11 protein-coding genes are annotated in these 13,313 nt (G+C 74.3%); 6 read left to right on the plus strand and 5 right to left on the minus strand.

The genetic code is table 11. The annotated features are described in order from the left end of the window. Nucleotides 1-128 precede the first annotated feature (128 nt). The 3 genes from malQ to EUA98_RS00350 are packed head-to-tail and all read left to right on the plus strand — an operon-like array spanning nt 129 to nt 3,657. Complete coding sequence (gene malQ, locus EUA98_RS00340) at nt 129-2,063, plus strand: 4-alpha-glucanotransferase (RefSeq protein WP_130100677.1); 1,935 nt, start codon at nt 129-131, stop codon at nt 2,061-2,063. Then, a complete protein-coding gene (locus EUA98_RS00345) occupies nt 2,060-3,124 on the plus strand; it encodes a D-2-hydroxyacid dehydrogenase (protein ID WP_207218911.1) in 1,065 nt (354 codons plus the stop codon). The genes malQ and EUA98_RS00345 overlap by 4 nt, the downstream gene beginning before the upstream one ends. A 14-nt stretch (nt 3,125-3,138) precedes the next feature. Further along, complete coding sequence (locus EUA98_RS00350) at nt 3,139-3,657, plus strand: gluconokinase (protein ID WP_130100678.1); 519 nt, start codon at nt 3,139-3,141, stop codon at nt 3,655-3,657. A gap of 142 nt (nt 3,658-3,799) precedes the next feature. On the opposite strand, the gene hutI is transcribed toward EUA98_RS00350, so the two are convergent. The 5 genes from hutI to EUA98_RS00375 form a co-directional block, all read right to left on the minus strand. Beyond that, nucleotides 3,800-4,963 (minus strand): imidazolonepropionase, encoded by a 1,164-nt coding sequence (hutI, locus tag EUA98_RS00355; protein WP_130100679.1) that lies wholly within the window; start codon nt 4,961-4,963, stop codon nt 3,800-3,802. Further along, on the minus strand, nt 4,960-6,396 hold the full coding sequence (locus tag EUA98_RS00360; protein WP_242511112.1) for a formimidoylglutamate deiminase: 1,437 nt from the start codon (nt 6,394-6,396) through the stop codon (nt 4,960-4,962). The genes hutI and EUA98_RS00360 overlap by 4 nt, the downstream gene beginning before the upstream one ends. Before the next feature lie 74 nt (nt 6,397-6,470). Beyond that, nucleotides 6,471-8,138, minus strand: a complete 1,668-nt coding sequence (gene hutU, locus EUA98_RS00365) for a urocanate hydratase (RefSeq protein WP_130100680.1) — start codon at nt 8,136-8,138, stop codon at nt 6,471-6,473. A gap of 37 nt (nt 8,139-8,175) precedes the next feature. Beyond that, nucleotides 8,176-9,732 carry a histidine ammonia-lyase gene (gene hutH / locus EUA98_RS00370; RefSeq protein ID WP_130100681.1) on the minus strand — a complete coding sequence of 519 codons (1,557 nt, stop codon included), beginning with the start codon at nt 9,730-9,732 and terminating at the stop codon, nt 8,176-8,178. Between the two features lie 106 nt (nt 9,733-9,838). Then, a complete protein-coding gene (locus tag EUA98_RS00375) occupies nt 9,839-11,068 on the minus strand; it encodes a sensor domain-containing phosphodiesterase (protein ID WP_130100682.1) in 1,230 nt (409 codons plus the stop codon). A 145-nt stretch (nt 11,069-11,213) separates the two neighbouring features. Between EUA98_RS00375 and EUA98_RS00380 the strand changes: the two genes are divergently transcribed. The 3 genes from EUA98_RS00380 to EUA98_RS00390 all read left to right on the plus strand — a co-directional run bounded on the left by EUA98_RS00380 (nt 11,214) and on the right by EUA98_RS00390 (nt 13,273). Next, nucleotides 11,214-11,564, plus strand: a complete 351-nt coding sequence (locus tag EUA98_RS00380; protein ID WP_130100683.1) for an ArsR/SmtB family transcription factor — start codon at nt 11,214-11,216, stop codon at nt 11,562-11,564. Beyond that, the gene (locus tag EUA98_RS00385; RefSeq protein ID WP_130100684.1) at nt 11,561-12,049 is read left to right on the plus strand and encodes an SRPBCC family protein; all 489 of its coding nucleotides are present in this window, start codon (nt 11,561-11,563) and stop codon (nt 12,047-12,049) included. The genes EUA98_RS00380 and EUA98_RS00385 overlap by 4 nt, the downstream gene beginning before the upstream one ends. Before the next feature lie 69 nt (nt 12,050-12,118). Then, nucleotides 12,119-13,273: an MFS transporter gene (locus tag EUA98_RS00390; RefSeq protein ID WP_130100685.1), complete on the plus strand. Its 1,155-nt coding sequence runs from the start codon at nt 12,119-12,121 to the stop codon at nt 13,271-13,273. Nucleotides 13,274-13,313 lie beyond the last annotated feature (40 nt).

Here is a 13,313-nt window from a genome sequence, read left to right on the forward strand (position 1 = left end):
CGAATGTGAGCGCCACCATCGGTCGGTCGCACGCGGCTCGACCTCGGCTCGCCCGTGCAGCAGTGCCAGCTCGCCACCCGCCCTCACCCTGACGAGTCGGCATGCTCGAAGCAAAAAGGAGTCTTACCGTGCGCGCTGCAACACCCCGTCTGTCGTCCGCACCGCGCCCGGCCGCCGTGCCGACACCCGGCGCCATGCCGCCCGACCCGCGCGCAGGCTCCACCGCGATCCCGACCGAGGCCCTGGCCCGGCTGGGCATCCCCGCCACGTACGTCGACGCGCTCGGCCAGGTCCAGACCCCGCCCGCGCCGACGCTGACCGCGCTCGCCGCGGCGATCGGTTCGAGCCAGAGCGCCGAGCACCCGCTGGTGTGCGTGCCCGGCCAGCCGTGCGACGACCTCGTGGGCGATCTGCGCGACCTGACCGGGATCACCCTCGAGGGGCCGGATGGCATCGCCCCGGCTCCGGGCTACTACCACCTCTTCACGCCGGACGGCCGACGCCGGCTCGTGATCAGCGCCCCCGACCAGCTCCCCCAGCCGGCCCGCGGTTGGGGCTGGGCCGTCCAGCTGTACGCCGCCCGCTCACGTGCTTCCTGGGGCATCGGCGACTTCGGCGACCTGACCACGATCACGCGCGCCGCGAGGGACTCCGGCGCCTCCACCGTCCTGATCTCCCCGGTGCACGCGGCCGCGCCGGTGCCCGAGCAGCAGTCCTCCCCCTACTCCCCCACGTCCCGGCAGTGGCTCCAGCTGCTGCACATCGCCGTCGGCGACGCCCCCGGTGCGGCGGAGGTCGACCTGTCCGACCTCGCCCACGCCGGTCGGGCCCTGAACACCGTGCGCAAGATCGACCGCGACACCGTCTGGGTCCTCAAGCGCACGGCGCTCGAGCGCATCTGGGCCGCCACCCGCGACCACCTGCCCGCCGAGCACGACGCCTGGGTCGCCGAACGCGGCCAGGACCTCACCCGGTTCGCGACCTGGTGCGTGCTGGCCGAGAACTACGGCACGAGCAACTGGCAGGAGTGGGACGAGGCCGACCAGCACCCCGACACGTCCCTCGAGTTCGCCGCCACCCACGCCGAGCGGGTCGCGTTCTACGCCTGGGCCCAGTGGATCGCCGACTCCCAGCTCGCCGCGGCCTGCGCCGCCGGCGGCGAGGTCGACGTCGTCGTGGACATCGCGGTCGGGTTCGACTCGTGCAGCGCGGACGCCTGGGCGAACCAGGACCAGGTCTGCTTCGCCTTCGAGGTCGGCTGCCCGCCGGACGGCCACAACATCGACGGTCAGAAGTGGGGCCTGCCGCCGATCAACCCGGTCGCCCTCGTCGCCACCGACCTCGACCTGTTCATCAAGATGGTCCGGGTCGCGCTGCGGCACGCGGGCGCACTCCGGATCGACCACGTCATGCAGCTGTGGCGGCTGTTCTGGGTCCCGTCCGGCGGGTCGGCGACCCAGGGCGCGTACGTGAACTACCCGACCGAGGCGATGCTTGCGGTCCTGCGCGTGGAGGCGAGCTGGTCCGGCGCGTGGGTCGTCGGCGAGGACATGGGCACGGTGGCCGACGGCGTTCGCGAGACGATGGCCGACGTCGGCATGCTGGGCTACCGGGCCGCGCTGCGCCTGCCCGTCGACAAGTTCCCCGAGGCCGTCATGGGCGCCTCGTCCACCCACGACCAGGCCACCATCGCGGGCACGCTGACCGGGTCGGACACCGCGGACCTGCGCGCGATCGGCAAGCCGTCCAACTTCGAGGCGCTCGAGCAGGTCCGGCGCGAGCTGGCCGCAGCGGCCGGCATCGACCCGGACGGCCCGATCGGCCCGGACGAGGTCCACCGCGCGATCCTCGCCCAGTACCGCCGCCTGTCGGCCTGCAAGGCGCGGGTCGTGCTCGCCTCGCTGGACGACGTCGGGGCGGTGGCCGAACGGCCGAACATGCCCGGAACCGTGGCCCAGTGGCCCAACTGGTGCCTCAGCCTGCCCCGGCCGGTCGAGGACATCCTCGCCGAGCCGCTCGCCCGCGACCTGGCCGACGTGCTGGGTGCGCGGTGCACGCAGTGACCGCGGGCACCCCGACAGGCCGCCTCCGCGTCGTCGTCGCGACCCCGCTGACCGACACGCTCGGCGCGCTGATCACGACGCTCGAGCCCCGGATCGACCTCGTGTGCGAGCAAGACCTCCTGCCACCGATGCGGTTCGCCGGTGACCACGACGGCGATCCCGGCTTCACCCGGTCCGCGCCCGAGCAGGCCCGCTTCGACGCGCTCGTCGACTCCGCCGAGGCGCTGTACGGCATCCCCGACACCGACCCGGCCGCACTGGCGCGCACGGCGCGGGCCAACCCGCAGCTGCGCTGGGTGCACACGATGGCGGCCGGCGGCGGCGGCCAGGTGCGGGCCGCGCAGCTCACGGCCGAGGAGCTCGATCGGGTGGCGTTCACCACCTCCGCCGGTCCGCACAGCGGCCCACTGGCCGAGTTCGCCCTGTTCACCGTGCTCGCCGGGGCCAAGTCGCTGCCGCGCCTGCAGGCCCAGCAGGCGGCCCGGGACTGGAGCGGGCGCTGGACCATGCAGCAGATCGACCAGATGACGGTGCTCGTGGTCGGCATGGGCAACATCGGCCGCGGCGTCGCTGCGCGCTTCGCCGCGCTCGGTGCACGCGTGGTCGGCGTCGGCCGGCACCCCGTCACCGTGGCGGGGGTCGCGGAGATCGTCCCGCCCGCCCGGCTCGGCGACGTCGTCGGGCACGCCGACGCGATCGTCAACACGCTGCCCGGCACGGACAGCACCTACCGGATGATCAGCCGCGACGTGCTCGCCCAGGTGAAGCCCGGCGTCATCGTCTCCAGCGTGGGACGAGGCAGCGTCATCGACGAGGACGCGCTGATCGAGGCGCTGCGCGACGGGCGGGTGGCCTTCGCCGGCCTCGACGTCTTCGCCGTCGAGCCCCTCGCCCAGGACAGCCCGCTGTGGACGATGCCCAACGTCGTCATCTCCCCGCACACCGCTGCGCTGGACGACCGCGAGGACCGCCTCATCGCCGAGCTGTTCGCCGCCAACGCGACGCGGCTGCTCGACGCCGCCCCGCTCATCAACCGCGTCGACACCGTCGACTTCTACTGATCGCGTCGCCGGCGATGGCCTCGTCCGCGCGCCCGTCGTACCCGCCCATCGTGGTCATGGGTGTCTCGGGATGCGGCAAGTCGACGGTCGGCGAGGCGCTGGCCGACCGGCTCGGGCTCGAGTTCGCCGATGCCGACGCCTTCCACAGCGCGGCCAACGTCGCCAAGATGGCCTCGGGCCGACCCCTGGACGACGACGACCGGGCGCCCTGGCTCCTGTCGATCGGCGCCTGGCTGGCCGCGCACGAAGAGACCGGAGCCGTCGTGGCCTGCTCCGCGCTCCGGCGCCGGTACCGCGACGCGCTCCGCGCCGGGGCGCCGTCGACGGTCTTCGTGCACCTCGCCGGCGACCCGTCCGTGGTCGCCCGGCGGGTCGGCGACCGGCCCGGCCACTTCATGCCCGCGTCCCTCGTCGAGTCCCAGCTCGCGACCCTCGAGCCGCTCGAAGCCGACGAGGCGGGACAGTCGCTCGACTTCAGCGCACCGGTCGCGGCCATCCTCCTCGCGGCCGTCAGAACGCTAGACGGCACATAGGACTCGGCCGGACGAGCCGACCACCATGGCGAAATCGTCTATCTGTGCCGAGAGAGTCCATCGAGACGGACGATCTCGGCACGGAAGGACTACCTCGCGGTCACGTCCTCGTGGGGACTGCGCGGCTGCGTCCGCGCGGTCGTCAACCGCTGACGCGGATGCCTTGGCGCCATACTGCGGCGGTCAGGGCGACCCCGGGTCGGTAGGCGAGGTGCGCCACCGACGGCGCGGCCAGGACCTGGAGGTCGGCCCGCCCGCCCACGCGCAGGGAGCCGACGGCGTCGGGCCCGTGCTCGCGACCCACCGCCCGGGCCGCGCCGCGGGTCGCGGCCCACACGGCCTCGGCGACGGTGAGCCCCATCTGCAGCACGGCCGTGGCGACGCAGAACGGCATCGAGGTCGTGTACGAGGTGCCGGGGTTGCAGTTGGTCGCGAGCGCGATGCTCGCGCCGGCGTCGAGCAGGGCCCGGGCGGGGGCGAACGGCTCGCGGGTGGACAGGTCGCACGCGGGCAGCAGCGTGGCGACCGTCGAGGACGACGCGAGCGCCTCGACGTCGGCCGGGGTGAGGTAGTTGCAGTGGTCGACGCTCGCGCAGCCCAGCTCGACCGCGAGCGCGACCGCGCCGCCGAACCCCAGCTGGTTGCCGTGCAGGCGCAGCCCGAGACCGGCGGCCCGCCCGGCGAGGAGGACCTCGCGCGACTCGTCGACGTCGAACGCGCCGCGCTCGCAGAACGCGTCGACGAAGTCGACGTACGGGCGTACCGCGGTGAGCATCGGGCCGGTGACCAGGTCGAGGTAGTCGCGCCGGTCGGCGTCCGGCGGCACGACGTGCGCGCCGAGGAACGTCACGACGTCGGCCACCTCGGCCGCGACCCGCGCGGACCGCGTCTCGGTCTCGAGGTCGAGGCCGTAGCCCGTCTTGGCCTCGAGGAAGGTCGTGCCCTGCGCCTGCGCCTCGCGTCGCAAGGTCGAGGCGGTCGCCGTGAGCTCGGCGTCGGTCGCCGCCCGGGTCGCGCGCACGGTGGCGTGGATCCCGCCGGCCGCGTAGCGCTGCCCGGCCATCCGGGCCTCGAACTCGGCCGACCGGTCACCGGCGAACACGACGTGGGTGTGGGTGTCGACCCAGCCGGGCAGCACGGCGCGACCGGCGACGTCCGTGCGGCGGTCCGCGGCCGGCGCGCGCGACGCCGGGCCGATCCAGGCGATCCGACCGGCCTCGAGCACGACGGCGGCGTCGGTGAGCCGCGCGTGGTCGTCGTCCTGGGTCGTGAGCTCGCCGATGCCGGTGATCAGCTCGGAGGTCATCGGTGGGCTCCTGGGTCGAGCAGGGCGAGTGCGTCGTGGAGCATCGTCGCAGGGTCGGACGACGTCGTGGGGTCGTCGGGGCGCACGAGGCGTCCGCGATCGGCCACGATCGCGCCGTGCACGACGACGCGGCCGACGTCGGCCGCGGTGGCCACCAGGGCCAGCTGGTCGGGCGCGCAGCCGGTGGTCGTGGCGGTGTCGGTGCGGACCTCGACCAGGTCGCACAGGTCGCCGACTCCCAGGCGCCCCGAGCCCAGCCCGAGCGCCGCGTAGCCGTGGGCCGTGGCCGCCTCGAGGACCTGCGCGGGGGCGAACCGGCCGCGCCGGCCCGAGGCGAGCCGTTCGCCCATCTCCAGGTCCCGCATCTCGCGGAACGGGTCGACGACGGCGTTCTGGTCCGAGCCGAGCGCGATCCGCGCACCCGCCCGGGCCAGGTCGCGCGCCCGGCCGATCCCGTCGCCGAGGTCGGCCTCGGTGGTGGGGCACATCACCACCGTCGCGCCCGCCGCGCCGATGAGCGCGACGTCGTCGTCGGTGAGGTGCGTCGCGTGCACGAGCGAGACCCGCGGGTCGAGCACCCCGAGCCGGTCGAGCAGGCCCGTCGGGGTGAGGCCGTAGGCGGCGAGGCAGTCCGCGTTCTCCTGCGGCTGCTCCGAGACGTGCAAGTGCAGCGGCACGTCCGCCGGCAGGCCGGCCAGGATCTCCCGGATCGCGGCCGCGGGCACCGCGCGCACCGAGTGGACAGCGGCGCCGAGGGTGATCCGGCGGTCCGGGTCCTCGCCGAGCGCAGCGCGCAGCGACCGCCACCGACGCAGCCACGCCCCGGCCGAGATGTCGCCGAACGCCCGCTGCTCGGGGGCCAGCGGGCGACCGATCGGTTCGCCCGCTCCGCCACCGACGGCCTCGATTCCGGCGGTGAGGTAGCAGGTGTCGAGGAGCACGAGCCGGATGCCGACCTCGCGCGCCGCCGCGACCAGCGCGAGCTCCATCGCGTGCTCGGTCGGGTACGGCGAACCGTCGGCGCGGTGGTGCACGTAGTGGAACTCGCCGACCGCGGTCCAGCCGCTGACGAGCATCTCGGCAAAGACGGCCCGCGCCAGCGCCTGGTACCGCCCGGGGTCCAGCGCGCCGGCGACGCGGTACATCGCCGCGCGCCACCGCCAGAAGTCGCCGTCGTCGGCGCTGTCGTGCGCGTGGGTCCGGCCGCGCAGCGCGCGGTGGAACGCGTGCGAGTGGGCGTCGGCCATCCCCGGCACGACCGCGCCCAGCCGGAGGTCACCGGGTGCGGCGGCGACGTCGCGGGTCACGCGCGCCAGGCGCCCGTCGGCCCCGACCTCCAGGCGCACCCGGGGCACCGGGACGCCGTCGAGCAGGAGGGTCGCGCACCAGAAGGTCGAAGCAGTCGCCGAGGTCACCGCCGTATCCGAGGTCACCGCCGTATCCGAGATCACCGCCGTAGCCGAGGTCACAGCAGCGTCCGCGCGAGCATGCCGTGGGCGACCAGCACTCACTCGCCCTCCCACATCGGCACGCGCAGCCCCCGCTCCCGGGCGACGTCGGCCGCGCGCTCGTACCCCGCGTCGACATGCCGCATGACCCCGGTGCCGGGGTCGTTCACGAGCACCCGGGCGATCTTCTGCGCCGCGAGGTCGGTGCCGTCGGCCACGATCACCTGCCCGGCGTGGATGCTGCGGCCGATCCCGACGCCGCCGCCGTGGTGGATCGAGACCCAGGTCGCCCCGGACGCGGTGTTCAGCAGCGCGTTCAGCAGCGGCCAGTCGGCGATCGCGTCCGACCCGTCCGCCATCGCCTCGGTCTCCCGGTAGGGCGAGGCCACCGAGCCGGCGTCGAGGTGGTCGCGCCCGATGACGATCGGCGCGCTCAGCTCGCCCGAGGCGACCATCTCGTTGAACTTCAGCCCCGCCAGGTGCCGCTCCTGGTAGCCCAGCCAGCAGATCCGCGCCGGCAGCCCCTCGAAGTGCACCTTCTCGCCGGCCTTCGTGATCCACCGGCGCAGCGGCGCGTCGTCGGGAAACAACTCCAGGATCGCCGTGTCGGTGGCCGCGATGTCCGCCGGGTCCCCGGACAGGGCGACCCAGCGGAAGGGTCCCTTGCCCTCGGCGAACAGCGGCCGGATGTAGGCCGGCACGAACCCCGGGAAGTCGAACGCGCGCTCGTACCCGCCCAGCTGCGCCTCGGCCCGGATCGAGTTGCCGTAGTCGAACACCTCCGCGCCGGCGTCCTGGAACCCGACCATCGCGGCGACCTGCTTGGCCATCGCCGCCCGGGAGCGCACCGTGAAGCCGTCCGGGTCGGCCGCGGCCAGCGCCTTCCAGTCGGCGACCGACACCCCCTCGGGCAGGTAGGCGAGCGGGTCGTGCGCCGAGGTCTGGTCGGTGACGACGTCGATCGGCACCTTGCGGGCGAGCAGGTCCGCGAACACCGTGGCGGCGTTGCCGACCAGCCCCACCGACAGCGGCCGGCGGTCGACCTTCGCCGCCAGCACCCGCGCCACGGCGTCGTCCAGGTCGTCCGCGAGCTCGTCGAGGTAGCCGTGGTCCAGGCGCCGGCGCAGCCGGGTCTCGTCCACGTCCACGATCAGCACGACGCCGTCGTTCATCGTCACCGCGAGCGGCTGCGCCCCGCCCATGCCGCCCGCGCCACCGGTCAGGGTCAGGGTGCCGGCGAGGGTCCCGCCGAACCGCTTGGCGGCCACGGCCGCGAACGTCTCGTACGTGCCCTGCAGGATCCCCTGCGTCCCGATGTAGATCCACGACCCGGCCGTCATCTGCCCGTACATCGTCAGACCCAGCGCCTCCAACCGGCGGAACTCGGGCCAGGTGGCCCAGTCCCCCACCAGGTTCGAGTTCGCGATCAGCACCCGCGGCGCCCACTCGTGCGTGCGGAACACCCCCACCGGCTTGCCCGACTGCACCAGCAGCGTCTCGTCGGACTCCAGCGTCTCGAGCGTCCGGACGATCGCGTCGTACGCCGCCCAGCTGCGCGCCGCCTTCCCGGTGCCGCCGTACACGACCAGCTCGTCCGGGTGCTCGGCCACCTCCGGGTCGAGGTTGTTCATCAGCATCCGCAGCGGCCCCTCGGTCTGCCAGCTCTTCGCCGTCAGCTCGGTCCCGCGGGCGGCCCGGACGGGGCGGGGTTCATGGGCTGCTGCCATCGGAGGTGGCCTCTCTGGTCGGGTCCGTGCGGGTGCATCAGAACAGGTCGCCCGCGCCCGCGGTCGCGGCGGCGAGCACGTCGCCGCTGCGCACGGCGTCGGTGACCAGCTCGATCTCGGGCGACAGGAACCGGTCGGTGCCAGGCCCGGCGACGTCGCGCCGCACCCGGGCGAGGACCGCCCCCGTGCCGGCCGCCGGGAGCAGCGGCGCGCGGAGGTCGAGCGCCCGGGACGCGGTCATGATCTCGATCGCGAGCACCCGGGTCAGGCCGTCGATCGCGGTGCGGAGCTTGCGGGCGGCGGCCCAGCCCATGGACACGTGGTCCTCCTGCATCGCCGACGACGGGATCGAGTCCACCGACGCCGGCACCGCGAGCCGTTTGAGCTCGGACACGATGCCCGCGGCGGTGTACTGCGCGATCATCAGCCCCGAGTCGACCCCGACGTCGTGCGCCAGGAACGGCGGCAGGCCGCCGTTCCGCGCCGGGTCGAGCATCCGGTCGGTGCGCCGCTCGGACATGCTCGCGACGTCAGCGACCGCGATCGCGAGGAAGTCGAGCACGTACGCCACCGGGGCGCCGTGGAAGTTGCCGTTCGACTCCACCCGCCCGTCGAGGGTGACCACCGGGTTGTCGACGGCGGCCGCCAGCTCGCGGTCGGCGACCATCGCGGCGTGGTCGATGGTGTCCCGCGCCGCGCCGTGGACCTGCGGCGCGCAGCGCAGCGAGTAGGCGTCCTGGACCCGGGTGCACCCGGGGCCACGGTGGCTCTCGACGATCGGGGACCCCGCGAGCAGGTGGCGCAGGTTGGCGGCCGAGGCGCGCTGGCCGGTCTGCGGGCGCAGCGCGGCGAGGTCGTCGGCGAACGCCGCGTCGGTGCCGAGCAGCGCCTCGACGCTCATCGCGGCGGCGATGTCGGCCGAGGTCACCAGGGCGCGCAGGTCGTGCAGCGCGAGGCTCAGCTGGCCGAGCATGCCGTCGGTGCCGTTGATCAGGGCGAGGCCCTCCTTCTCCGCCAGCACGACCGGGGTGAGCCCGGCCGAGCGCAGCGCGTCGCCGGCGGGCAGCAGGGTTCCGGCCGCGTCCCGCACGGTGCCCTCCCCGATCAGCGCGAGCGCGCAGTGCGCGAGCGGGGCGAGGTCGCCCGAGCAGCCGAGCGAGCCGTACTCGCGGACCACGGGCGTGATCCCCGCGTTCAGCATCCCGGCGTAGGCCTGCGCGGTGGCCAGCCGCACGCCGGTGCGGCCCGTGGCGAGGGTCGAGAGCCGCAGCAGCATGAGCGACCGGATGGTCTCGCGCTCCACCTCGGGCCCCGACCCGGCCGCGTGCGACCGCACCAGGCTCTGCTGGAGCTGGGCCCGGCGGTCCGGGGCGATGAACTTCGTGGCCAGCGCGCCGAACCCGGTCGAGATCCCGTAGTGCGGCACGACGTCCGTCGCGAGGACGTCGATCACCTGTCGCGATGCCGACACGGCCGCCTGGGCCGCGGGGTCGAGGGCGACGAGGGCGCCGAACCGGGCGACCGCGACGACGTCGGGCACGCTGACCGGACCGATGCCCACCGTGACGGTCGGCTGGGCGGGGGCTGTGGGCATGCCTCTATCTGACTCCATGCGAGCACCGTTCACGAGGGGTTTGCCGTCGCGAGTGCGTGCGGGCCGTCGCGGTCTGCGCCGGAGTGAGAGCGATCAGACCGGCACGTCAGACCAGCACGGCCCCGGGGCCGCTGTCGATGACGGAATCGTCGATGAGGGCATCATCGATGACGGTGAGCGCCTCGGGCGGCCCGGGGCGGCCGAAGAACCACCCCTGCGCGTAGTCCACCCGCAGGGCGGTCAGCGCCGCGCCGTCGGCCGCGGTCTCGATCCCCTCGGCGACCACGCGGCTGCCGTTGCCGTGGGCGAACTCCACGAGCGCGGCGACGAGGGTCGACAGGACGGGGTCGGTGCTGATGCCGTCGATGATGCTGCGATCGAGCTTGAGCACGTCGGGCGCGCACAGCACGATGTGCCGCAGGGACGAGAAGCCCGCCCCGACGTCGTCGATCGCCAACCGCATCCCGGCCGCGCGCGGGCCGGCCAGGGCCGCGCGCAGTGCGTCGTAGTCCTCGACCCGGTCGTGCTCCGAGAGCTCGAGCAGCACCCGGCCCGCCGGCAGCCGGGCCAGCAGCTCCGCACAGGCCGGCGTCAGCAACGTCTTCGGCGAGACGTTCATCGCCACATAACCCGTCACCCGGGCCAGGTGGTCGGCGGCCCGTTCGAGGGCGAGCAGCTCGAGCTGGTCACCGAGCCCGACGGAGTGCGCCTCGGCGAAGACGACGTCGGGTGCCTTGCCCCAGTCGGCGGGGAAGCGACTGAGGGCCTCGGTGCCGACCCGGCCCCCGGTGGCGAGGTCGACGATCGGCTGGAGCACGACGGTGGGGCCGCCCGCCAGGATCACGGGGCCGAGCCGCGCCTCGATCTCGGCCCGCCGCGCGGCGGCCACGACGCCCGGCTCGATGATCACGGCCGCGGCCGAGGCCAGCACCTCCATGAGGGCCTTGTCGCGCGTCGTCAGGCCCTTGTCCGTGGTCAGCCCGGTGGCGCAGAACGTGCCGTACAGCGAGCCGTCGGTGAGCCGGACCGGCACGGAGACGTAGCTGCGCAGCCGGGGGAACCGGGCCGCCGGCAGCGCCATCGCCGCCGGGTACGCCCGGACGTCGCCGATCACGGCGGGCAGCCGCCCGTCCAGGATCGCCTGGCAGAACGTCGTGGCCTGCGGCAGCTTGACGCCCTCGCGGAACACGAACGGGATGCTCGAGTCGACGACCTCGAGGTGCTGGGTGGTCCCGTCCATCCTGGTCAGGAAGGCGACGGAGAGGCCCAGAGCCTCCTTGGCCGTGCGCAACAGCTCAGCGACCTGCTGCTCGGCGTCCGAGCGGTTGCTCCCCATGGTCCGACTCCCCCTCCGGCGCGCGTGCGGCGAAATCTGCGCCGCCATGCCAGGTAGATCGACCGATCGGGGGTCGGCGTGAAGGATCAGAACGACCAGGCGCAGGCCTTGCGCCGATCCCGCCCGGTCCGTAATGTACAACCACATGGTTGCACAACAGATGGAGCGGTCGGCTGCGGACCAGATCTTCGCCGCCCTCGCCGACGCCACCCGTCGGGACATCGTCACCCGGGTCCTGCGCGACGAGTCATCCGTGACCGCTCTCGCGCGGCACTACGCGATGAGCTTTGCCGCCGTGCAGAAGCACGTCGCCGTGCTCGAGCGGGCACGTCTGGTGACGAAGACCCGGCACGGTCGGGAGCAGATCGTGTCCGGCGACGTCGCAACCATCCGCGCGGCCGCCCGGCTGCTCGGCCAGTACGAGGAGATCTGGCGCGGCCGGATCGGTCGGATCGACGAGATCCTCGCCGCACCAGCAGAAGGAGAGACGCCATGACAGTCATCAGCACCACGCCAGACACCGCGACCCTGACCATGACGATCGTGGCCGACCTGGCCGCCCCGCCGAAGCGCGCCTGGCAGGTCTGGGCCGACCCGCGCCAGCTCGAGCGGTGGTGGGGCCCGCCCACCTGGCCCGCGACGTTCGTCACGCACGACCTCGTCGTCGGCGGCGGGTCCAGCTACTACATGACCGGGCCCGACGGGGAGAAGGCGCACGGGTGGTGGCGGTTCCTGGTCATCGACGAGCCGCACACCCTCGAGTTCGAGGACGGGTTCGCCGACGAGGAGGGCACCCCCAACCCGTCGATGCCGGTCATCGTCGGACGGGTCGCTCTGACGGAGGCCCCCGGCGGCACACGCATGACCATCGTCTCGACGTTCGCTGACCTCGAGCAGATGGAACAGCTGGTCGCCATGGGCATGGTCGAGGGCATGACGGCGGCGATGGGTCAGATCGACGAGATCCTGGCCGCCGGCTGACCGCGGGAGCTCAGTCCGTGCCGAGGACGTAGGTCTGGATCGCGATGACCGCGGCCCCGCGGGCCCACTGTGCCCGCGCTCAAGGACCGCCAGGGCATCGACGACACCGCGGTCTCGCTCATCGTGCTCCTGGTGTGCGCGGCCGCCGCCGCGGGCTCGGTCGCCGCCGAGCAGCTCGCCACCCGGCGAGGCAGCCGGACCGCGGTCGTCCTCGGCCTGGCCACGCAGGCCCTCGCGGTCGCGCTGATCGCGACGAGCGGCGCGCCCGTCGCGTTCGTCGGCGGGTTCGCGCTCTACGGCCTCGGCCTGGGCATGGTGGACGCCGCCGCCGGGATCCAGGGCGTGCTCGCGCAGCGGATCCTCGCCCGGCCCGTCATGTCCTCGTTCTTCGCGTGCTACACCGCTGCGGCGATCGTCGCGGCGCTCGCCATGTCTGTCCTCGCCGCCCGGCCCGGGTCGACCGCCTGGGCGCTCCTGGCCGCCGGCGCCGTGCTCGCCGCGACCGCGCTGCTCGGGCGGAGCCGGCTCGTCGCGCCCGGCCCGGCCGCCCCGGTGCCCGGCTCTGCCGTCCGGGCCGTGGCGGTGCCCGGCTCCGCCGTCGGGGCCGTGGCGGCCCGCGCCCCGCTGCCGCGCCGGGGGATCTGGCTGTTCGGCGGCGTCGTGCTCGTCGCCTTCGTCGCCGACTCGGCGGTGAGCACGTGGAGCTCGATCTACCTGGACGACACCCTGCACGCCTCGGCGGCCGTGGTTCCCCTCGGCTACGCGGCCTACCAGGCGGCCATCCTGGTCACCCGGCTCGTCGCGGACCGCTGGGCCCACCGCTCGGGCCGGGCCCGCGTCGCGGCGGTCGCCGCCGTCGTCGGTGCGCTCGGCTTCCTCCCGGTCGCCGTCCTCCCCCTCCCGCTGGCCGCCATCGTCGGCTTCGCGCTGGTCGGCGTCGGGGTGGGGGCGCTCGTCCCGCTCGCCTTCTCCGCCGCCGGCGAGCTCGACGACCGGGTCGACGAGGTCGTGGCCCGGGTGAACCTGTTCAACTACGCCGGGGCCGTCCTGGGGGCGGTCGTGGTCGGACTCGTCTCGAACGGTCCGGGCCTGGCGATCGCGTTCCTGCTGCCGCTCGTGCTGCTCGCGTCGGTGGCCGGGGTCGCGCGCCGGTTCGCGCCGGCCGCGCTCACCGGCACCCGCGGTCAGCTCGGCCACCCCCTGGGCGCACGAGGCACAGAATGACCTCGCACGTCTGCGAGCCTCGGGAGCACCGGTGGGTCCC

This window comes from Pengzhenrongella frigida (genome assembly GCF_004168625.1).
Taxonomy (GTDB): Bacteria; Actinomycetota; Actinomycetes; order Actinomycetales; family Cellulomonadaceae; genus Pengzhenrongella; species Pengzhenrongella frigida.

What these genes read in the sequence shown, in the direction of transcription:
- hutU (WP_130100680.1), bottom strand. Translation starts at nt 8,138, where the DNA reads ATGGCAGCAGCCCATGAACCCCGCCCCGTCCGGGCCGCCCGCGGGACC.
- EUA98_RS00385 (WP_130100684.1), top strand. Translation starts at nt 11,561, where the DNA reads ATGACAGTCATCAGCACCACGCCAGACACCGCGACCCTGACCATGACG.
- EUA98_RS00350 (WP_130100678.1), top strand. Translation starts at nt 3,139, where the DNA reads ATGGCCTCGTCCGCGCGCCCGTCGTACCCGCCCATCGTGGTCATGGGT.
- EUA98_RS00380 (WP_130100683.1), top strand. Translation starts at nt 11,214, where the DNA reads ATGGTTGCACAACAGATGGAGCGGTCGGCTGCGGACCAGATCTTCGCC.
- hutI (WP_130100679.1), bottom strand. Translation starts at nt 4,963, where the DNA reads ATGACCTCCGAGCTGATCACCGGCATCGGCGAGCTCACGACCCAGGAC.
- EUA98_RS00375 (WP_130100682.1), bottom strand. Translation starts at nt 11,068, where the DNA reads ATGGGGAGCAACCGCTCGGACGCCGAGCAGCAGGTCGCTGAGCTGTTG.
- hutH (WP_130100681.1), bottom strand. Translation starts at nt 9,732, where the DNA reads ATGCCCACAGCCCCCGCCCAGCCGACCGTCACGGTGGGCATCGGTCCG.